Annotated in this window: 20 protein-coding genes; 11 read left to right on the top strand and 9 right to left on the bottom strand. The window is 73.3% G+C overall.

The annotated features are described in order from the left end of the window. Positions 1 to 22 precede the first annotated feature (22 nt). From BLP29_RS10945 to BLP29_RS10935, 3 genes are all read right to left on the bottom strand, one after another. A complete protein-coding gene (locus BLP29_RS10945; protein ID WP_092804025.1) occupies positions 23 to 1,102 on the bottom strand; it encodes a C40 family peptidase in 1,080 nt (359 codons plus the stop codon). A 183-nt stretch (positions 1,103 to 1,285) separates the two neighbouring features. Then, the gene (locus BLP29_RS10940) at positions 1,286 to 1,609 is read right to left on the bottom strand and encodes a hypothetical protein (RefSeq protein WP_092804022.1); all 324 of its coding nucleotides are present in this window, start codon (positions 1,607 to 1,609) and stop codon (positions 1,286 to 1,288) included. Positions 1,610 to 1,700: 91 nt separating this feature from the next. Then, a complete protein-coding gene (locus BLP29_RS10935; protein ID WP_092804000.1) occupies positions 1,701 to 3,398 on the bottom strand; it encodes a D-alanyl-D-alanine carboxypeptidase family protein in 1,698 nt (565 codons plus the stop codon). A gap of 260 nt (positions 3,399 to 3,658) precedes the next feature. Here BLP29_RS10935 and BLP29_RS10930 point away from each other — a divergent pair, with 260 nt between their 5' ends. Together BLP29_RS10930 and BLP29_RS10925 are read left to right on the top strand one after the other, a co-directional pair. Beyond that, positions 3,659 to 5,494 carry a DEDD exonuclease domain-containing protein gene (locus BLP29_RS10930; RefSeq protein ID WP_243469866.1) on the top strand — a complete coding sequence of 612 codons (1,836 nt, stop codon included), beginning with the start codon at positions 3,659 to 3,661 and terminating at the stop codon, positions 5,492 to 5,494. Beyond that, positions 5,491 to 5,772 (top strand): Lrp/AsnC family transcriptional regulator, encoded by a 282-nt coding sequence (locus BLP29_RS10925; RefSeq protein WP_092803994.1) that lies wholly within the window; start codon positions 5,491 to 5,493, stop codon positions 5,770 to 5,772. The genes BLP29_RS10930 and BLP29_RS10925 overlap by 4 nt, the downstream gene beginning before the upstream one ends. Positions 5,773 to 5,839: 67 nt before the next feature. Here BLP29_RS10925 and trpD read toward each other — a convergent pair whose 3' ends face one another. Together trpD and BLP29_RS10915 are read right to left on the bottom strand one after the other, a co-directional pair. After that, positions 5,840 to 6,883 (bottom strand): anthranilate phosphoribosyltransferase, encoded by a 1,044-nt coding sequence (gene trpD, locus BLP29_RS10920; protein ID WP_092803991.1) that lies wholly within the window; start codon positions 6,881 to 6,883, stop codon positions 5,840 to 5,842. Beyond that, positions 6,880 to 7,323, bottom strand: a complete 444-nt coding sequence (locus BLP29_RS10915) for a response regulator (RefSeq protein WP_092803988.1) — start codon at positions 7,321 to 7,323, stop codon at positions 6,880 to 6,882. Before BLP29_RS10915 ends, trpD begins: the two co-directional genes overlap by 4 nt. 326 nt (positions 7,324 to 7,649) lie before the next feature. Here BLP29_RS10915 and ctaE point away from each other — a divergent pair, with 326 nt between their 5' ends. From ctaE to qcrB, 4 genes are read left to right on the top strand one after another with little or no spacing between them, the layout of a single operon-like run. Further along, positions 7,650 to 8,264 carry an aa3-type cytochrome oxidase subunit III gene (ctaE, locus tag BLP29_RS10910; RefSeq protein ID WP_092803985.1) on the top strand — a complete coding sequence of 205 codons (615 nt, stop codon included), beginning with the start codon at positions 7,650 to 7,652 and terminating at the stop codon, positions 8,262 to 8,264. A 7-nt stretch (positions 8,265 to 8,271) separates the two neighbouring features. Continuing rightward, positions 8,272 to 9,159 carry a cytochrome bc1 complex diheme cytochrome c subunit gene (gene qcrC, locus BLP29_RS10905; RefSeq protein WP_279385445.1) on the top strand — a complete coding sequence of 296 codons (888 nt, stop codon included), beginning with the start codon at positions 8,272 to 8,274 and terminating at the stop codon, positions 9,157 to 9,159. After that, on the top strand, positions 9,156 to 10,262 hold the full coding sequence (gene qcrA, locus BLP29_RS10900) for a cytochrome bc1 complex Rieske iron-sulfur subunit (RefSeq protein WP_092803982.1): 1,107 nt from the start codon (positions 9,156 to 9,158) through the stop codon (positions 10,260 to 10,262). Before qcrC ends, qcrA begins: the two co-directional genes overlap by 4 nt. Next, positions 10,262 to 11,920: a cytochrome bc1 complex cytochrome b subunit gene (gene qcrB, locus BLP29_RS10895; protein ID WP_092803979.1), complete on the top strand. Its 1,659-nt coding sequence runs from the start codon at positions 10,262 to 10,264 to the stop codon at positions 11,918 to 11,920. The genes qcrA and qcrB overlap by 1 nt, the downstream gene beginning before the upstream one ends. Positions 11,921 to 12,982: 1,062 nt before the next feature. Here qcrB and BLP29_RS10890 read toward each other — a convergent pair. Continuing rightward, positions 12,983 to 13,384: a cytochrome c oxidase subunit 4 gene (locus BLP29_RS10890; RefSeq protein ID WP_092803976.1), complete on the bottom strand. Its 402-nt coding sequence runs from the start codon at positions 13,382 to 13,384 to the stop codon at positions 12,983 to 12,985. 39 nt (positions 13,385 to 13,423) lie between these two features. Beyond that, a complete protein-coding gene (ctaC, locus tag BLP29_RS10885) occupies positions 13,424 to 14,305 on the bottom strand; it encodes an aa3-type cytochrome oxidase subunit II (protein ID WP_092803973.1) in 882 nt (293 codons plus the stop codon). Between the two features lie 289 nt (positions 14,306 to 14,594). Between ctaC and BLP29_RS10880 the strand changes: the two genes are divergently transcribed. The 3 genes from BLP29_RS10880 to asnB are packed head-to-tail and all read left to right on the top strand — an operon-like array spanning position 14,595 to position 17,281. After that, positions 14,595 to 14,954: a metalloprotease gene (locus tag BLP29_RS10880; protein WP_092803970.1), complete on the top strand. Its 360-nt coding sequence runs from the start codon at positions 14,595 to 14,597 to the stop codon at positions 14,952 to 14,954. Continuing rightward, positions 14,944 to 15,279 (top strand): DUF3817 domain-containing protein, encoded by a 336-nt coding sequence (locus tag BLP29_RS10875; protein WP_092803967.1) that lies wholly within the window; start codon positions 14,944 to 14,946, stop codon positions 15,277 to 15,279. Before BLP29_RS10880 ends, BLP29_RS10875 begins: the two co-directional genes overlap by 11 nt. 40 nt (positions 15,280 to 15,319) lie before the next feature. Then, on the top strand, positions 15,320 to 17,281 hold the full coding sequence (gene asnB, locus BLP29_RS10870; protein WP_092803964.1) for an asparagine synthase (glutamine-hydrolyzing): 1,962 nt from the start codon (positions 15,320 to 15,322) through the stop codon (positions 17,279 to 17,281). A 52-nt stretch (positions 17,282 to 17,333) separates the two neighbouring features. Here the strand turns inward: asnB and BLP29_RS10865 are convergent, their stop codons facing one another. Next, positions 17,334 to 17,696, bottom strand: coding sequence for a HesB/IscA family protein (locus tag BLP29_RS10865; RefSeq protein ID WP_092803961.1), 363 nt, complete (start codon positions 17,694 to 17,696; stop codon positions 17,334 to 17,336). Positions 17,697 to 17,854: 158 nt separating this feature from the next. Here BLP29_RS10865 and BLP29_RS10860 point away from each other — a divergent pair, with 158 nt between their 5' ends. Both BLP29_RS10860 and BLP29_RS10855 read left to right on the top strand, forming a co-directional pair. Next, entirely contained in the window at positions 17,855 to 18,457 is a 603-nt protein-coding gene (locus tag BLP29_RS10860) for a DUF3043 domain-containing protein (RefSeq protein WP_092803958.1), read from the top strand. 30 nt (positions 18,458 to 18,487) lie between these two features. After that, a complete protein-coding gene (locus BLP29_RS10855; RefSeq protein WP_092803955.1) occupies positions 18,488 to 19,471 on the top strand; it encodes an aldo/keto reductase family protein in 984 nt (327 codons plus the stop codon). Between the two features lie 18 nt (positions 19,472 to 19,489). Here BLP29_RS10855 and BLP29_RS10850 read toward each other — a convergent pair whose 3' ends face one another. After that, positions 19,490 to 19,717 carry a hypothetical protein gene (locus BLP29_RS10850; protein WP_092804828.1) on the bottom strand — a complete coding sequence of 76 codons (228 nt, stop codon included), beginning with the start codon at positions 19,715 to 19,717 and terminating at the stop codon, positions 19,490 to 19,492. Between the last annotated feature and the right edge of the window lie 30 nt (positions 19,718 to 19,747).

Here is a 19,747-nt window from a genome sequence, read left to right as displayed (position 1 = left end):
GCGCGGGTGTGCCGGCCGGGGCTCAGAGCAGGCGGCGGGCCCCGGCGTAGCCGGACATGTCGATGCTGGACACCTTGACCACGTCGCCCGAGGTCGGCGCGTGCACCATCATCCCGTTGCCGATGTAGATGCCGATGTGGCTGACCGGCGAGTAGAAGTAGACGAGGTCGCCGGGCTGCAGGTCGGCGCGGGCCACGGCGGTGCCCATCCGCGCCTGGGCGGCGCTGGAGTGCGGCAGCGACACCCCCGCCGCGGCGTAGGCGTAGGCGGTCAGCCCGGAGCAGTCGAAGCTGTCGGGACCCCCGGCGGCCCAGACGTAGGGGTCACCCCGCTGCGCCATGGCGGTGTCGACCACCGTCTGCGCCGCCGCGCCGTCGGCGACGACGGCGGCGGGCGCGACCACCTCGGGCCCGCTGGTGGCCGCGACCACCGCGGCCTGCTGCGGGGCGCTGAGGGCGGCGTACTGGGCCTGGTAGGTGACGATCTGCTGCTGCAGGTCCGCCTGCTGCGCGGAGACCTGGTCGAGGGTCTGCTGGGCCTGCGCGGCAGCGGCGTCGGCGGCTGCCTGGGCGTCGGTGGCGACCTGGGCGGCGGCCGAGACCTGGGTGAGCAGGTCGTCGGTGTGCCCGGCGATCAGGTCGAGGGTGCTGACCTGGGCCAGGAAGTCCTCCGGCGAGGTGCTCGTGAGCAGGGCCGAGATGCCGGACTGGTTGCCGGTGTAGGCGCTGACCGCGACCTCGTCCATGCGGGCGCCCAGGACCTGCAGCTGGGCCTCGGCGTCGGCCAGCTGCCCCGCCGCGGCAGCGGCCGAGGCCTGCTGCTCAGCGAGCTGCACCTGGGCGTCGTTGACCTGCTCGGTGACCACCTCGAGCTGGTGGGTCGCGTCGGCGACCAGCTGCGTGGCCTCCTCCGGTGAGCCCGCCTGCGCGGGGGCGGCGGGGGCGGGGGCGGCGGTCGCCGTGCCGGGGACCAGCGTGAGCGCGAGGCCCGCAGCACCGGCGACCAGCAGCGCACGGCCGGACCTCGCGAGGCGGCCGGCGGGGGCCGACGGGGACGACAGCTGGGGGCGGTGGGCGACCACGGTGCGCACGGGCTCCTGCATCCGTCGGTCGAGACCATCTGGGGTCAGACGGCACCTGCTCGACCGGACCCACCCGACGCTACGGGCGTGACCGGGCCGAAACGAAGTGTCACGGACGCTGTGATCGGCGCTCCATCTGCTAATCCCACGGGTGTCGTTTCGTCAGGATCGGACCCCCTCCCGGGCGGCCCGGCGTGTCGCGGATCAGCCCGCGTCCCGCCTGGGCGGAGCTTGGTGCCGCAGCGGCGGAACCAAACCCATCTCTGCCAACACGTGCAGCGCGCGGCGCTCGACGTCGTCGAACTCCAGCACCCGCCCCCGCCGCGTGGGACCGGACACCAGCGCGTCGCCCAGGGCCTCCCCCCACCCCGGCAGCATGGGCTGCGCCGGGCGGGCGGGCCGTCGCCCCAGCGGGACCACCGTGGCGGGCGCGCCCCGCACGCCGGGCGGAGCGCCCAGCAGCACGCTGACGACGCAGTCGCCGCAGCCCTCTCCGCGGACGGTGCAGGTGTCGCAGTCGATGAGCACGTCGGGCCTCCTGGCAGGTGGTCGGAGCACGTCGTCGGACCCCCTCGGTCCGTCGCCGCGGACGCTAGGGCCGCCCACCGACATTTCCGGCTCAGCTGCCCGCGTACTCCCAGTGCCAGGGCTCCTCGCGGCCGTTGCCCTGGTCGGCCCAGGTCGGGTGGATGAACCCGAACCGGCCGGCGTTGGCCACCATCCAGGCGTACTGCGCCGTCGAGTAGGACTCGATGCCCCCGCAGAGGTCGACCGCCAATCCCCACCCGTGGTTGCTGGTCCCGGGCACGGCCGCCAGCGCGGGCTTCTGCCCGTAGAGCGTCACCTGGCTGGCGTAGCTGCGGTAGGAGTCGGTGATGCACAGCGGGGACCCGAAGGCCCCGGCGTAGGCGGTCGACATGGCCCGGTAGGCGGCCGCCGCGTCGCAGCGCAGCGCGTGGCCGGCCAGCCCCAGCGGGCACAGGGCCGAGGGCGGGATCAGCCCGTTGGGGTAGCCGCCCCAGGCCCGGGTGCCGCCGTAGCTGGCCGGGTAGACCGTGTTGCCGCACTCCACCGGCAGCGCGCCGCCGGTCGGACCCGGAGCCGGCACGGCGGCCCGGGGCAGCAAGCTGGGTCGGCCGATGCCGAGCACCTGGTCGGCCGGCAGGCTGCGCACCACGACCGCGCCCGCCCGGCCGTCTGCGGCCAGCATGGTCTGCGGGTCGAGGGCGAGGCCCACGTGCGACAACCCCGACTCCGCCGTGCCGAGGAACACGAGGTCGCCGGGGAGGACATCGGCCGGTGCCACGGGGCTCGTGGTGGCGAAGAGGTCGGCCTGTCCGGCCGGCAGGGCGATGCCCGCTGCGCCGTACACCGCCTGCACCAGCGAGCCGCAGTCGTAGGAGTCGGGCCCGGCGGTGCCCGGGGCGAAGGGCAGTCCGAGGTCGCCCATCGCGGCGGACACCGCGGCGACGGTCTCCGCGGGCAGCACCAGCAGGGACGAGGGCTGGCGCGGCAGCTGGGCCGCCCCGGGCTGCGCGGCGCCGGTCGACCCGCCCACCGGGACCAGCCCGCCGGGCAACCCGGCCGCCGGGTCCCGCAGCTGCGCGGCCGGGGGCGGTACCACGCCGGCCGCGGCGAGCTGGGCCACGTAGCCCTGCCAGGCAGCGGCGGTCTGCTGGTTGACCTGGACCTGCTCGGCCTGCAGCTGCGCCAGCTGCCGGTCCACCGCCCCCAGGGCCGCGTCGAGCCGGTCGGTGACCGCCGACGCCGCGGCCTCGAGCTCACCCATCCGGGCGGTGACCTCGTCGGCCCGCGCCTGGCTGTCGGCCACCGCGGCGTCCGCGGCGGCCTGGTCGGCCAGCGTCTGCTGGCGGCGCTGCTCGGCCGCCACGAGCACCTGGTCGGTGTCGGCCTGCACCACGTCGAGGTAGCCCATGGCCGACACGACCTCGCCCGGGTCACCACCGGCCAGCAGGAGCGACAGCGCCGTGGGCGCCCCGCCGTCGCGGTAGACCGCCGAGGCGTACCGGGACACGGCCACCCGCTCCTGCGCGAGGGTCGACTCCGCATCGGCCACCGCGGTGGCCGCCCCGTCCGCGGCCTGCTGGGCGGCGGCCAGCTGCTCCTGGGCCGCGGCGACCTCGGTCAGCCGCTCCTGCAGATCACCCTGGACGTCGGCCGCCTGGTCCTGCAGCGCGGTCAGCTCGGCGCTGTCGAGCACGGCCGTGGTCCCGCCGGGCTGCTCGCTCGGCGCTGCCGACGCCGGCCCGGCGCCCGCCGTGCCCACCGCCGCGACCGCTGCCACGGTCACCAGCACCGACCCGACCCTGGACGTCCCGACGGACCGTCCAGGGGACGGCGACGCCGTCCGCGACCACGACCGCACCCCGACCCCCCTCCACGTCCTGCGGCGCGTCGTCGTCGACGTGCCGCGGATCACGTCGGGGCGATCTTCCCTGGTCGGGACGGGGGCCGCACGTCCGGGCCCCCGGAGTGGGGCCACCGCCGCGTCGGCACGTCGGGGCACCCCGTGCGCCCCGGGCCGGAATGTCGGACCCCGTACCTACCGTCGCCCCCGTGACCGGCTCCTCCCCCAGCGCGCCCGGCCGCCGCCCCGCCTTCCAGCAGGTGGCCATCGACGACCTCGGCACGCCGCTGCCCGAGGTCACGTTCGTGGTGGTCGACCTCGAGACCACCGGGGGCTCCGCGCACACCGACGCGATCACCGAGATCGGCGCCGTACGGGTGCGCGGCGGCACGGTGCTCGGTGAGTTCGGCACGCTGGTCGACCCGGGCCGCGCCATCCCGCCCTACGTCAGCGTGCTCACCGGCATCACCTCCACCATGGTGGCCACCGCCCCGCGCATGGCCTCGGTGCTGCCCGCGTTCCTCGAGTTCGCCCGCGGTGCGGTGCTGGTCGCGCACAACGCCCCCTTCGACATCGGGTTCCTCAAGGCCGCCTGCGCCGAGGCCGGCACCGCCTGGCCCGCGGCCACCGTGGTCGACACCGCCGTCCTCGCCCGGCGCCTGCTCACCCGCGACGAGGTGCCGAACAACAAGCTGGGCACCCTGGCACCGTTCTTCTCGGCCACCACGCTGCCCACGCACCGCGCCCTCGACGACGCCAAGGCCACCGTCGACGTGCTGCACGGCCTGCTGGAGCGGTTGGGCCCGCTGGGGGTCACCACGCTCGAGGAGCTCACCGGGCTCACCCGCCAGGTCGACCCGCAGCGCCGCCGCAAGCGGCACCTGGCCGACGACGTCCCCCACGGGCCCGGCGTCTACGTCTTCCGCGGCCCGGGCGACGAGCCCCTCTACGTGGGCACCTCCAACGACCTGCGGGCCCGGGTGCGCAGCTACTTCACCGCCGGCGAGCAGCGCAGCCGCATGACCGAGATGGTCGGCCTCGCCCAGCGCGTCGAGTCCCTGCCCTGCGCGCACGACCTCGAGGCGGCCGTGCGCGAGCTGCGCCTCATCGCCCAGCACAAACCGCGCTACAACCGGCGGTCGCGCTTCCCCGAGCGGTTGCTCTGGGTCCGGCTCACCGAGGACGCGTTCCCCCGGCTGTCGGTGGTGCGCCGGGTCCGCCCGGGGGCCGGCGTCTTCCTGGGCCCCTTCGCCGACCGCCGGGCCGCCGACGCCGCGGTCGCCGCGGTCCACGACGCCCTCCCGCTGCGCCAGTGCGGTGGCCGGCTGACCCCCTCCCCGACCCACCCCGGGTGCGCGCTGGCCGGCATGGGGCGGTGCGGCGCCCCGTGCACCGGGGCGCAGTCCCCCGCCGACTACGCCGCCACCGCCGCCGTCCTGGTGGGCGCGGTCGAGGCCGACCCGGGCCGGCTGTGCGCTCCGCTGCTGGGCCGCGTCGACCGGTTGGCCCACGAGGGCCGGTACGAGGACGCCGCCGTGCTCCGCGACCGCCTCGCCGTCCTGGTGCGGGCCCTGCGCCGCCGGCAGCGACTGGCCCTGCTCACCGAGGTCCCCGAGCTCACCATCGCCCGACCGGACGGCGCGGGCGGCTGGGCGCTGTCGGTGGTCCGGCGTGGCCGGCTGGTCGCGGCCGGGGTGGCCACCCGCGGCACACCGGTGCGCGGCTACCTGCAGCAGCTGAAGACCACCGCCGAGACGGTCACCGGCCCCGAGCACGAGCTCGCGGCCTCGGTCGAGGAGGCCGAGCTCGTGCTCCGCTGGATGGAGAAACCGGGCACGCGGTTGGTCGAGGTGACCGGCACACTGGCCTGCCGCACGCCCGGCACCGGCCCGCTGCGCGGGTTCCTGGCCCTCGTCGACGCCGGGCGGGCGGCACGCGACCCGTTCGGCGACGACGCGGGTGGCTCGACCCGGGCCCGCCCCGAGCGGGTCACCGGGGGCGCGCCCGGTCGGGCCCGCCGGTCGGCGCTAGCCTCCCGGGTGTGATCACCGCCATCGTGCTCATCGACGCCTCCACCGACTCCATCGGCGAGGTGGCCACCGCCCTCGCCGGCCTCGACGGGGTCAGCGAGGTCTACTCCGTGGCCGGCGGCGGCACCGACCTCGTGGCGCTGGTGCGCGTCCGCGAGTTCGACGACGTCGCCGAGGTCATCGCCGGCCGCATCAACAAGGTGCCCGGCGTGCTCGACACCCAGACCCACATCGCCTTCCGCGCCTACTCCCAGCACGACCTCGAGTCGGCCTTCTCCCTCGGCCTCGACTGAGGAACGGCCCCCTCGCTCCCCGTCGCGCGCTCCGCGCCCGCCGGGTCCCTGCGAGGGGGCCGTTCCATCACGTCACCTGCTGGCTGACCGCCGCCCACCGCTCGAGCAGCGCTGCCGCACGCCCGTCGTCGACGGCGGCGGCGGCCCGCTCCAGCCCGGCCGCGAGCTGGTCGTGCAGGCGGCCACCGTGCTGGTCGAAGGCGGTCAGCGCAGCCGCGGCGTTGAGCAGCACGGCGTCGCGGACCGGCCCGGTCTCGCCGCCGACCAGACGTCGCACCACCTCGGCGTTCGCCCGGGCGTCGCCGCCGCGCAGCGCACCGTCCGGGGGCACCGGCAGGCCCAGCACCGACGGGTCCACCCGGTCGGGCACGACCTCGCCGTCGCGCACCACCCACACCGCCGAGGTGGTGGCGGTCGTGAGCTCGTCGAGACCGTCGTCGCCGCGGAACACCAGGGCACGGTGACCCCGGCGGGCCAGCACGGCGGCCAGCACCGGCGCCATCCGGGCGTCGGCGCAGCCGATCGCCGAGGCCGCCGGCCGGGCGGGGTTGCTCAGCGGACCCAGGAAGTTGAAGACCGTGCCGATGCCCATCTCCCGGCGCGGCCCGGCGACGTGCCGCATGCCCGGGTGGAACGCCGGGGCGAAGAAGAAGCCGATGCCGGCCTCGGTGACGCAGCGCACCACCCCGTCCGCCGTCAGGTCGATGACCACGCCCAGCGCCTCGAGCACGTCCGCCGACCCCGACGACGACGACGCCGCCCGGCTGCCGTGCTTGGCCACGGGCACCCCGGCGGCGGCGGTCACGACCGCGGCCATGGTGGAGATGTTCACCGTGTGCGCGCCGTCCCCGCCGGTGCCGACGATGTCCACGCACTCGATCGGCAGGCTCACCGGCGTAGCCCGCTCGACCATGGTGGCGGCCATGCCGGCCACCTCGGCGGGCGCTTCGCCCTTGGCGCGCAGCGCGACGGCGAACCCGGCGACCTGGGCGGGCGTCGCGGCCCCGGCCATGATCTCGCGCATCGCCCAGGCGGTCTCGGCCTCGTCGAGGTCGTGCCGGGCGACCAGCCGGGACAGCAGACCCGACCAGGTGGGGGTGGAGGCCGTCATCCGACGCGGCCGGGCACGACCGGGCGTGCGGCGCGGGCGCGCAGCAGCTCCGCGACCACCCCGGGGGCGACCAGCGGGTCGACCGGGTGGGTGAGGGTGGCCTCGGCCATCGACCAGTGGGCCAGCCACCGGTCGGCCTGCCGCGCGATGAGGACGAGCACCGGCGGGCAGTCGGCCACCTCGTGCTTGAGCTGGCGGGCGATGCCCATGCCGCCGGTGGGCTGGGCCTCGCCGTCGAGGACGCAGAGGTCCACCCCGCCGGCGTCGACCGCGGCGACCACCTCCGCACCGCTCGAGCACTCGACCCAGCGCACCGGCCCGACGTCCCCGGCCGGGGAGGACCCGACGGCGGTGCGGACGGCGTCGCGGACCTCGGCGCGGTGGCTGAAGACGACCACCGTCTGCGGACCGGTCCCGGAGGGTGCGGCTGCGCTGCTCACGGGGGCGACCCTAGTGCCCCGGGCGCACCGGCGGTCGGCGCGTCGCACCGAGCCCGGCAGGACGAAGGGGCTCCCGGGTCGGGACGCCCCCAGCCGTCGTCACGACGCCACGGGGAGGTCACGGGGAGGTCACGGCACGGGTCACCGGGACGTCCCCCCGTCCGGGTGGTGGACCCTGCGTCCGGGGTACCCGGCGCCGTCACGCGCCGTGGTTGCCGCGCCACCCGGGGGTATCCGGAGGTCCGGGGTTCCCGGCTCCCGCACGGGTTCGCCACGCCGTCGCACCCGCACTCGTCCCCCCGCTGGCGCGATGCCATGATGACGCTGTGACAACGGCCCCCGTGGCGAGCAGCACCTTCGACACCTCGCGGGTGCACTCCCTGACCCGACCGAACATGGTCAGCGTCGGCACGATCATCTGGCTCGCCAGCGAGCTGATGTTCTTCGCCGGCCTGTTCGCCATGTACTTCACCGCTCGTGCGCGCGCCGGGGAGCCCTGGCCCCCGCCGCCCACCGAGCTCGACCTGCCGTACGCCGTCTTCTTCACCACGGTGCTGGTGGCGTCGTCGGTCACCTGTCAGCTCGGCGTGTTCGCCGCCGAGCAGGGCAACGTCTACGGCCTGCGCCGCTGGTTCACGATCACCTTCGTGATGGGCCTGGTCTTCGTGCTGGGTCAGGCCAACGAGTACCGGGTCCTGGTCACCGAGCACGCGACCACGATCTCGTCCTCCACCTACGGGTCGGTCTTCTACCTGACCACCGGCTTCCACGGCCTGCACGTCATCGGTGGCCTCGTGGCCTTCGTGTTCGTGCTCATGCGGTCCACCATGGGCCGTTTCACGCCGGCGCAGGCGACCTCGGCGATCGTGGTCTCCTACTACTGGCACTTCGTCGACGTCGTGTGGGTCGGGCTCTTCGCCACGATCTACCTGATCCGCTAGGGAACCGGTGTCCACCACGAACCCCTCCTCCGACGCCCCGGCCACCGACGGTCGCTGGGCGGGCATGCGCGCCCGCTTCGGCTCCCGCCGGGCCGGTACGCCGGCCAGCGCCGCCCGTGCCCGTCGCCGCTCGAAGCAGCAGCGCCGCATGGCCAACGTCGCCGGCCTCATGGCCGCCCTGGTCCTCACCGGTGTCGGCTACTCGGCCATCGCGCCTGCCAACGCCGCCGACGACGCCGCCTCCGGGCAGTCCTCGGCCGAGGCCGCCGGCCAGGCTCTCTACGAGCGCAGCTGCATCAGCTGCCACGGCAGCAACCTGCAGGGCGTGGCCGACCGCGGCCCGTCCCTGATCGGCGTCGGCGAGGCGTCGGTCTACTTCCAGGTGCACACCGGCCGCATGCCGCTGGTGCGCCAGGAGGCCGACGCGGCCCGCAAGCCCCCGGTGTTCAGCGACGCCGAGATCGAGCAGCTGATGGCCTACATCCAGGCCAACGGCGGCGGCCCGACGCTCCCGTCGGGCGACCTGCGCGACGGTGACCTGGCCGAGGGTGGCGAGCTGTTCCGGCTCAACTGCGCCTCCTGCCACAACTTCGTCGGCGAGGGCGGTGCGCTGTCCTCGGGCAAGGCCGCCCCGAGCCTGGCCGACGCGAACGACCTCGAGATCTACGCGGCGATGCTGACCGGACCGGAGAACATGCCGGTCTTCGGTGACAACCAGCTGACCCCCGAGGAGAAGCGGTCGATCATCGACTACGTGCAGACCCTCAAGGAGCAGGCCGACCCGGGCGGTGCCGGCATCGGCCGCGCCGGCCCCGTCTCCGAGGGTCTGGTGATCTGGGTCGTCGGCATCGGCGCCCTGCTGTTCGGGATCTTCTGGATGGGGACGAAGGCGTGAGCACGCACGACCGGGCCGGTTCCGGCCCCGCGGACGAGCCGGGCCCGCTGCACGGCGGTCCGGACGACGACTACACCCCCGAGCAGCTCGCCGGCATGGACCGCGAGGAGCTCAACCGCCTCGGTGCGCGCTACGACGGCGTCGAGGTCCTGCACGTCGACCCGCCGCCGGCTCCCGGCTCGGCGCTCGAGAAGCAGGCCTCCCGCCAGGTCGCCGGCGCGTTCGGCATCGCCGGCTTGTTCGGCATCGCCTTCTTCGTCGTCTACGCCGGCTCGGGCTGGTTCCTGCCCAGCTGGCAGTGGGCGTCGGAGGACAACGGGTGGAGCGCCCTGTACACCCCGGCCCTCGGCCTGACCATGGGTGGCGCGCTCATCTTCATCGGCGTGGGCCTCGTGCTCTTCGTCAAGAAGCTGCTCCCCCACGAGACCGCGGTGCAGGACAAGCACGACGGCTCCCACTTCGACCGCACCACCACCGCCGCCACCCTGATGGGCGGGCTGGACAAGACGGGCTTCCCGCGGCGCAAGATGATCGGCCGCTCGCTCGGCTTCGCCGGTGGCGCCATGGGCCTGATGCTGATCGCCCCTTTGGGTGGTCTCATCAAGAACCCGAACAAGGGCAACCCGCTGGGCACCACCGAGTGGGCCGAGGGCGTGCGCCTGGTCCGCGACGACGGCTCGCCGATCCGCCCCGGCGACCAGGAGCCCGGCTCGCTCGAGACCGTCTTCCCGGCCGTCCCGGGCGGCAACCGTGCCGCGGACGCCGCCACGATGCTCATCCGGCTGCGTCCCGAGCAGATGGCCGTCCTCGAGCCCCGCGAGGGCCAGGCCGACTTCGGCTACGGCGACTACGTCGCGTACTCGAAGATCTGCACGCACGCCGGCTGCCCGGTCTCCCTGTACGAGCAGGAGACCAGCCGCATCCTGTGCCCGTGCCACCAGTCGCAGTTCGACGTGACCCAGGGCGCCAAGCCGGTCTTCGGTCCGGCCAGCCGCTCGCTGCCGGAACTGCCGATTACGCTGGATGACGAGGGGTACTTCGTCGCCCGGAGCGACTACATTGAGGCAGTCGGCCCCACCTACTGGAACCGAGAGCGGATCTGATGGCAACTACCGTCGCGCCCAACCAGCCGGCGGCCAAGGTCAGCAAGGCTGCGTCGGAGATCGACGAGCGCCTGATCGTGGCCGGCCCGCTGCGCCGGACCCTCAACAAGGTCTTCCCCGACCACTGGTCGTTCCTGCTCGGGGAGATCGCGCTCTACTCGTTCGTCATCCTGCTGCTCTCGGGCACCTACTTGACGTTCTTCTTCGACGCCTCGATGGCCGAGGTCGAGTACGACGGGCTCTACGCACCGCTGCGCGGCGTCGAGATGTCCCAGGCGTACGAGTCCACGCTGGCGCTGAGCTTCGACGTCCGCGGTGGTCTGCTCATCCGGCAGATCCACCACTGGGCCGCGCTGCTGTTCGTGGCCTCAATCGTCGTGCACCTGCTGCGCATCTTCTTCACCGGCGCGTTCCGCAAGCCGCGTGAGACGAACTGGGGCATCGGCGTCGTCCTGCTGGTGCTGGCGCTGCTCATGGGCGTCACCGGCTACTCGATGCCCGACGACCTGCTCTCGGGCACCGGCCTGCGGATCATCTCGGCGATCCTGCTGTCCATCCCGGTCATCGGCACCTGGGCGCACTGGGCGGTGTTCGACGGCGACTACGTCGGCGACGCGATCATCGGACGCTTCTACATCGTCCACGTGCTGATCCTGCCGGCGATCATCCTGGCCCTCATCGCGGTGCACCTGCTGCTGCTGATCAAGCAGAAGCACACCCAGTTCCCCGGGCCGGGCCGCACCGAGCACAACGTGGTCGGCAACCGCCTGTTCCCGGCCTTCGCCGGCAAGGCCACCGCACTGTTCTTCATCGTGTTCGGCCTGTGCGCCGCCCTCGGCGGTCTCGTGCAGATCAACCCGATCTGGCTGTGGGGGCCCTACAACCCCGCGCAGGTGTCGGCCGGCTCCCAGCCCGACTGGTACATCGGCTTCCTCGACGGGTCGACCCGGCTCATGCCGGGCTGGGACATCAACCTCCCCGGCGACTACACGATCCCGGCGCTGTTCTGGCCGACCGTGGTCGTGGCCGGTGCGATGTTCACCGTCCTCGCCCTGTACCCGCAGATCGAGCGCAAGCTCACCGGCGACACGGCCTCCCACCACCTGCTCCAGCGTCCGCGCGACGTCCCGGTGCGCACCTCGGTGGGTGCCATGGCGCTGACCTTCTACGGCGTGCTGTGGATGTCCGGTGGCAACGACCTCATCGCCGACAAGTTCGACATCAGCCTGAACGCGATGACCTGGGTCGGACGCATCGGCATGGTGGTCCTGCCGCCCATCGCCTACATGCTGACCTACCGCATCTGCCTGGGTCTCCAGCGCCACGACCGCGAGGTGCTCGAGCACGGCATCGAGACCGGTGTCATCCGCCGCCTCCCGAGCGGTGAGTTCATCGAGGTGCACCAGCCCCTCGGCCCGGTCGACGAGCACGGCCACGGTCAGCTGACCTACGGCGGCGCTCCGGTGCCCAAGCGGATGAACCAGGTCGGCGGTGCCCGACGGGCGGTCAAGGGCTTCTTCAAGCCCATCGAGTCGCCCGCCGACGTCGAGCTGGAGTCCCGGCGCGAGCCTCGTGGCCTCGCCGCTGCGGAGTCCGACGAGCACGTGGGTTCCGGTCGCCCGTCCGACGGCGGTCGCCCGCAGGACCCCCGCGACTGACACCAGCACCACCGCACAGCGGGCCCCCTCCCCCACCGGGAGGGGGCCCGCTGTCGTTCGCCCGTGTCCCCCTGCGGTCGGCGTGCTGCAGCGCCCACGCAACCGGGACGGGGGGCCGACACTTCAGCTCGTCCTCACCCGTCCGGTGGCGTAGCGGCTCCCGTCAAGTCGTCCACGGCGGTGCGGGCTGGTGCCCCTCGACCGGGTCGGTGCCGGCCTCACCGGACCACCGCTCGTCCCTGCGCCACGGATGCTGAGCCGGTGCTGGCCCGCACCGACGGTCCCCACCTCCCACGAGGCTGCGCCGGCCCGCCTGCATGGCTGGACGCCGGCAGACATCCCTCAGCTGCGGCCCGCCGGCGACTGCAGCTGAGCCGTCGAGAACCTCGGACGCCTGTGCGAGCCCGACGGTCCGCAACGAGGCTGCTCGCGCTGACCTTCACGGGTCCAGCGACGGAGTGCAGCCGCCCGCCGCGGGCTCAGCGGGCGCCCCCGGGCACCGTCGTGCAGTCCATGCCCGTCGGAGGCGTCACCTGCCGCCGCGAGGCCGAGACCGGACGGGCCCGGACACCTTGCAGTCCTCCCCGTCACCGAACACCACGCGGTCCTCACCGTCACCGAGCACCACGCGGTCCTGCCCCGTCAGCGGCGCGCACAGCGCCACCGCGATCAGCTCGCAGATGACATCGCCCCGGTGATCTCCGGGGCGACGCGTGCGCGGAGCGCACGACAGCGACCCGGTGATCGCCGGCGGACCAGGACAGCCGCTGCACCGCTCCAGTGCAGCGTGCCGGGGGCCTCTCCTGAGCCGGCTGAGCTCCGCGGCCGTCGTGGGCGTCCCGGCGTCGGGTGCATGCGCAGGCCCGCGGGCGCGTAGCTCCGTGGCCCAGAACGGGCTGCACCCTGGGCCGTGGGGGTTCGAGAGGCGGGCCTCCCGAACCCCCACGGCGCTGCGTGCGGCCCCCTCGCGACGCCTGCCTGCACGACGCGGACGCACGGGGCCGGAGAACGCCGCAGGGCCCCGGCCGACGATGCGGACGGGGCCCTGCGGGCGGAACGGGATCAGCTGCGGGCGTTCTGCCCCGTGTAGAACTCGAAGAGCAGGCCGCCGACCGTGATCAGCAGGGCCGCGCCGGCCATGATGATCAACCAGGGGTAGAAGAAGGCGAGCGCCAGACCCATGAGGGCGGCCGACAGGGCCAGCCCGAAGGGCCAGTAGCTGGCCGGCGGGAAGAACCCCAGCTCGCCGGCACCGTCGGCGATCTCGGCGTCCTTCAGGTCCTCGGGTCGCGAGTCGATGCGGCGCGAGACGAACCAGAAGAACCCGCCGATGAGGCCCAGCAGGCCTGCGGACAGCGCGAGCGCCGTCGTGCCGATGGGCTCTCGCGACCACACGCCGTAGACGACCGCGAGGATGATCGAGAACAGCGCGATCACGTTGAAGACGAGCGCTTCGACCTTCACGGCCTGGCCTCCTGCTGCAGGTTCTGGGGGTGGGTCACGTCAGTTGCCGGCGGCGTCGAGCCGCTGGGACTCGGTGAGCTGGTCGAACGGCTGGGTGGTGGTCGCCGTGCCGTCCTGCCCGATGCTCTCGAGCGCGTCGTGCGTGGACAGGCCGTTCTCACGCTCCTGCAGGTACTGCTCGTACTGCTCACCGGAGACCGCGCGGACCTCGAAGTTCATGTTCGCGTGGTAGGTGCCGCAGAGCTCGGCGCAGCGGCCCACGAAGGCGCCCTCCTCGCGGACGGTCACCTCGAACACGTTGTCGCGGCCGTTCTCGTTGCCGGGGATCACGTCGAGCTTGAAGAGGAACTCAGGCACCCAGAAGGAGTGGATGACGTCGGCCGAGGCGACCTCGAAGCGGATGGTCTGGTCGACCGGGACCACCAGGATCGGGATCTCGGTGCTCGACCCGGTCGTGCTGACCGGGGTGCCACCGTTGGACTCGGTGGTCTCCGGGTAGACGAACTGCCAGTTCCACTTGAACGCGTTGACGGCGATGGTCACGTCGGGGTTGTCGCTGCGCTCCTGCACGCGGTTCTGCACGACCACGGTGTAGAAGAACAGCACCGCGATCATGACGAACGGGATGATCGTGTAGACGATCTCCAGGGGCAGGTTGTAGGCGGTCTGCTTCGGCAGCTCGTCACCACGCTTGCGGTGCCGCACCATCGACCAGAAGATCAGCCCCCACACCGCGATGCCCACGACCAGGGCGGCGATGACCGACCCGGTCCACAGGTGACGCATCTGCTCGGCCTGGTCGGTGACGCCCTCGGGCCAGCCGAAGCGCCAGAACTCGTTGTTCAGGTCGCATCCGGAGAGGCTGAGCACAGCCAGGACGCCGAGCGCGGCGACCCGCGCGAGCTTGCTCCGTCGAGCCACTGCTCGGTGCCTCCTTGTTCCTCCGCGCGGCGGGCGCTGCGCGGTGCGGATCGGTGTCGGACGGGTGGGGGTCTCTCGGTGACCCGACAGGTCCTGCCCACCACGACCACAGTCACGGCGAGCGTAGCCGACCGCACCCGGACGGCGACCCCTGGCCGGACGGCGGCCCGCCCGGGTGTCGCGGGCACTGGGGCGCGCCGTCCCGGGCCACCCGTCGCAGCCCGGGGAGCGCTGTGACCTGCCTCCCGGAGCGCCGGGGGCGTCGGCCCCGGCGGCTACAGTCGAGGACGTGCTCCCCCGGTTGTTGACCCTGCGCTGGGTGCTGCTGCACCTGCTGGTGGCGGCGTTGTTCGTGGCCACCTTCTTCCTCGGCTACTGGCAGCTGTCCAAGGCCGAGGACGGCGGCGGCGCGGTGAACTGGAGCTACGCCCTGCAGTGGCCGCTGTACGGGTTCATGGGCCTGTGGTTCTACGCGAAGATGGTCCGCGTCGAGCTCAACCGCGACCCCGACGAGGACGAACCGGGCAACGAGGTCGTGCTCTACCAGCGCCCGCGCATCGACACCACCGGCGACCCCGAGCTGGCGGCCTACAACCGCTACCTGGCCGAGCTGAACGAGAAGGCACTGCGAGGTCGAGATGGCAACTGACACCACCGTGCCCTCGCGCACGGCGACCGCGCTCAAGCGCTACACGGTCATGGCCTACACCGTCGGCGTGATGCTGCTGGTGCTGGTCTTCGTGGCCATCCCGCTGAAGTACGGCTTCGACGTCCCCGAGGTGTCCAGGATCGTGTCGCCGGTCCACGGCTTCCTCTACATCGTCTACCTGCTGGCCGCGTTCGACCTCGCGCTCAAGGCCCGCTTCACCGCCAAGGGCACCGCGCTGGTGCTGCTGGCCGGCGTCGTCCCCTTCGTGTCCTTCTGGGCCGAGCGGCGGGTGAGCCGGCGGGTGCTGGCCGGCCAGCCGCTCTGACCCCGCCCCTCCCCCGAGACCTCCCGGAGACACCTGCCCGATGTGCGGCCTGCTCGCCTACCTGTCCACCGATGCCGAGCGGGTCGACCAGGAGCGGGTCGACGGCGTCCGGCACGCCCTGCACTGCCTGCACCACCGGGGCCCCGACGACACCGCGGTCTGGTCCGACGGCCACACGGTCCTGGGCTTCAACCGGCTGTCGATCATCGACGTCGAGGGCAGCCCGCAACCCCTCCCCTACGCCGGTGACCGCTACCGCATCCTGTTCAACGGCGAGATCTACAACTACGTCGAGCTGCGCGCCGAGCTGCGGGAGCTGGGTGCCGAGTTCGCCACCGAGGGCGACACCGAGGCCATCGTGGCCGGCTTCCACCACTGGGGCCCCGACGTCGTGCACCGGCTGCGCGGCATGTTCGCCTTCGTCATCTGGGACACCGAGACCGGGACGGCGTTCGGGGCCCGCGACCCGTTCGGCATCAAGCCGCTGTTCACCGCCCGCCTGGCCGACGGCGGGCTGGTGTTCAGCAGCGAGAAGAAGGCCGTGCTCGAGCTGCTCGGCGGGTCCGCGGCAGCCGGCGGCGTCGACCCGGTGGCCCTGCAGAACTACCTGACCCTGCAGTACGTGCCCGAGCCCGCGACCCTGCACCAGGGGATCCGCAAGGTCGAGAGCGGCACCCGGTTCACCGTCGCCGACGGCGAGCTCACCAGCGAGCGGTATTTCCACCCCCGGTTCACCCCGCGGGCGGTGCCCAGCGGCGGCGAACAGCAGCTGTACGACCGCATCGCCGAGGTGCTCGACGAGTCGGTCGCCAAGCACATGCGCGCCGACGTCACGGTCGGGTCGTTCCTGTCCAGCGGCATCGACTCCACCGCCATCGCGGCGCTGGCCCACCGGTACAACCCGGACCTGCTCACGTTCACGGTCGGGTTCGCCCGCGAGTCGACGTCCGAGGTCGAGATCGCGGCGGAGTCCGCGGCGATCCTGGGCGTGCGGCACATCCCGGTGGAGATCACCGCCGAGCAGTTCGCGGCCGCCATCCCCGAGGTCGTCTGGTACCTCGACGACCCGGTCGCCGACCCGGCGCTCGTGCCGCTGTACTTCGTGGCCCGCGAGGCCCGCAAGCACGTCAAGGTGGTGCTGTCCGGCGAGGGCGCCGACGAGCTCTTCGGCGGGTACACGATCTACCGCGAGCCGCTGAGCCTGGCGTGGGCCAAGAGCCTGCCCGCGCCCGGGCGCGCAGCGCTCACCCGGTTGGCCGGCCTGCTGCCCGAGGGCGTGCGCGGTCAGGACCTCCTCCGGCGTGCGGCCACCCCGCTCGAGCACCGGTACTACGGCAATGCGCGCAACCTGCGCGACGACGAGCTCGCCGCGCTCATGCCCGGCCGCGACGGCGCCCTGTCGCACGTGCAGGTGACCGAGGCCCACTACGCGCAGGCCCGGGCCGCCGGCTACGACGACGTGACCGCGATGCAGTACGTCGACCTGTTCACCTGGCTGCGCGGGGACATCCTGGTCAAGGCCGACAAGATGACCATGGCCAACTCGCTCGAGCTGCGCGTGCCCTTCCTCGACCCCGAGGTCTTCGCGCTGGCCGCCACGTTGCCGCTGGAGATGCGCACCCCGCGCGGCCGGGGCCATGCCCGGGCCGGGACGACGAAGTACGCCCTGCGCCAGGCCATGCGCCAGATCGTGCCGCCGCGGATCATGGACCGTCGCAAGCTGGGCTTCCCGGTGCCGACGGCCGACTTCCTGGCCGGACCGCTGCACGACTGGGCCCGCGAGGTCATCACGTCCAGCCAGACCGAGCAGTGGTTGGACCGGACCGTGGTGCTGGGCCTGCTCGAGCGGTTGCGGGCCGCCGCAGCGCAGGGTGCGCCGCCGAGCAAGCGCACCGCCCGGCAGCTGTGGGAGGTGCTGGTGTTCATGGTCTGGCACGGCATCTTCGTCGAGGAGCGCATCACCGTCGACGTCCCCGAGACCGTCTACCCCGTGAAGCTCTAGGGACGACGAAGGCCCGGCACCCTGGGGGTGCCGGGCCTTCGTCGTCGGTGCGTCAGCTGAAGCTGTCGCCGCAGGCGCAGGAGCTGCCCGCGTTGGGGTTGTCGATGGTGAACCCCTGCTTCTCGATCGTGTCGACGAAGTCGATCGTCGCGCCGCCCAGGTACGGCGAGCTCATGCGGTCGACGATGACCTCGACCCCACCGAACTCGTGGGTCTGGTCGCCGTCGAGGAAGCGCTCGTCGAAGAAGAGCTGGTAGCGCAGGCCGGAGCAGCCACCGGGCTGCACGGCGATGCGCAGGCGCAGGTCGTCGCGCCCCTCCTGGTCCAGCAGCGCCTTCACCTTGGCCGCGGCCGGGTCGCTGAGGATGACGCCGGTGGCGGCGTCGGGGGTGGCCTGCGTGTCCTGCACGGTCATGTTCTGTCCTCCCACATCGAGGGTCCTGGGCACAGAGTGCTCTGCTGCGGACCAACACCGCCGTGGCGGAGCTGCTTCCCACTGTACGGCGCGATCGTGGTCCGCCGGGTGTTGCGCAGGTCTCGGGGCGCGACCGCCCCCACGTAGACTCATCGACCGTGAAGCTCCGCCTGCCCGGCCGCCGTCCCGCCGAGACCACCCCGGACCCGACGGTCGACCTCACCACCCAGCAGGCGACCGCGGTCGGCAAGGGCCGGCCCACGCCCAAGCGCAACGAGGCCCAGGGCCGGCGCCAGGGCCCGCCCCCGCCGCCGCCACGCACGCGCAAGGAGGCCTACAAGCGCATGCGCGAGCAGCAGGCCGCCAACCGCGGGAGCGCCCGCGAGGCCGCCGCCCGCGGCGACGACAGCGCGCTGCCCGCCCGCGACCGGGGCCCCGAGAAGCGCCTGGTCCGCGATGTGGTCGACGCCCGACGCAACGCCGGCAGCCTCTTCCTCGTCGTCGCCGCGCTCGTGCTGGTCGGCTACTTCATCCCCAACCAGGCGGTGCAGAGCTACACCGTCTACCTGTGGTTCGCCTTCTTCCTGATCATCATCGGCGACTCGATCGTGCTGGGCCGCCGCATCAAGAAGGTCGTGGCCGAGCGCTTCCCGAACGCCACCCGCACCAAGGGGCTGGTCTGGTACGGCATCAGCCGGGCCACGATGGTGCGCCGCTGGCGCTTCCCGAAGCCCCAGGTGGCCGTCGGCGCCGAGGTGTAGCCCGCCGTCCTCCGGCCTACGTTCGAGGGCGTGCAGACACGTCGACTGGGCCGCTCCGGCCTGAACATCACCGAACTCGCCTACGGCAACTGGCTCACCCACGGCAGCCAGGTCGAGGAGGACGCCGCGCACGCCTGCGTGCGCGCCGCCCTCGACGCCGGCATCACCACGTTCGACACCGCCGACGTCTACGCCGGCACGAAGGCCGAGTCCGTGCTCGGCCGAGCGCTCGCCGGCCAGCGCCGGGAGTCCCTCGAGATCGCCACCAAGGTCTACTGGCCCACCGGACCCGGCGCGAACGACCGCGGGCTGGGCCGCAAGCACGTCATCGAGAGCTGCCACGCCTCGTTGCAGCGACTGCAGACCGACTACGTCGACCTCTACCAGGCGCACCGGTACGACTCCACGGTGCCGCTGGAGGAGACGATGACCGCCTTCGCCGACCTCGTGCGCGCCGGGAAGGTGCTGTACATCGGCGTCTCCGAGTGGCGGGCCGAGGAGATCGCCGCGGGTGCTGCGCTCGCCCGCGAGCTGGGCATCCAGCTGATCAGCAACCAGCCGCAGTACTCGATGCTGTGGCGGGTCATCGAGGCCGAGGTCGTCCCGACGTCCGAGGCCGAGGGCGTCTCCCAGATCGTGTGGTCCCCCCTGGCCCAGGGCGTGCTCACGGGCAAGTACCTGCCCGGGCAGGCGCCGCCGGCCGACAGCCGGGGCGGGCACCCCAGCGCGGGCGGGTCGATGAAGGGCTACCTGACCGAGGACATCCTGACCCGGGTGCAGCAGCTGCGGCCGATCGCCGACGACCTCGGCCTGTCGATGGCGCAGCTGTCGCTGGCGTGGGTGCTGCAGAACGGCAACGTGGCCGCCGCCATCATCGGCGCGACCCGGCCCGAGCAGGTGCACGACAACGTCGCCGCCGCCGGCGTCACCCTCGAGGACGACGTCCTGGCCCGCATCGACGAGGTGCTCGGCGACGTCGTCGAGCGCGACCCGGCCAAGACCAGCCGGGGCTGAACCGGCGCGGGGGCGCCGTCAGGTCGCCGCGAGCCCCATCGGGCCGTAGACGACGGTGTCCCCGCGCAGCAGGGTGGCGCTGGCGGCGCCGCGCTCGAGCAGCGTGCGCCAGTGCTCCCCCAGCCACGACTCGGCGTCGGCCTGCGCCTCCTCGACGGGCACCTCGACGCCGAGGTCGGCGGGGTCCACCACACCGCCGTCGGGGCCGTGCAGCCGCCAGGTCCAACCGGTCGCGGGCGTGGTCATGCCGGCCACCCTAGCCAGGCGGCCGACCTC

It is taken from the genome of Klenkia marina, from assembly GCF_900101025.1.
GTDB lineage: Bacteria > Actinomycetota > Actinomycetes > Mycobacteriales > Geodermatophilaceae > Klenkia > Klenkia marina.
The sequence above is the reverse complement of the archived record's forward strand: the minus strand, read 5'-3'. Positions and strand labels throughout refer to the sequence as shown.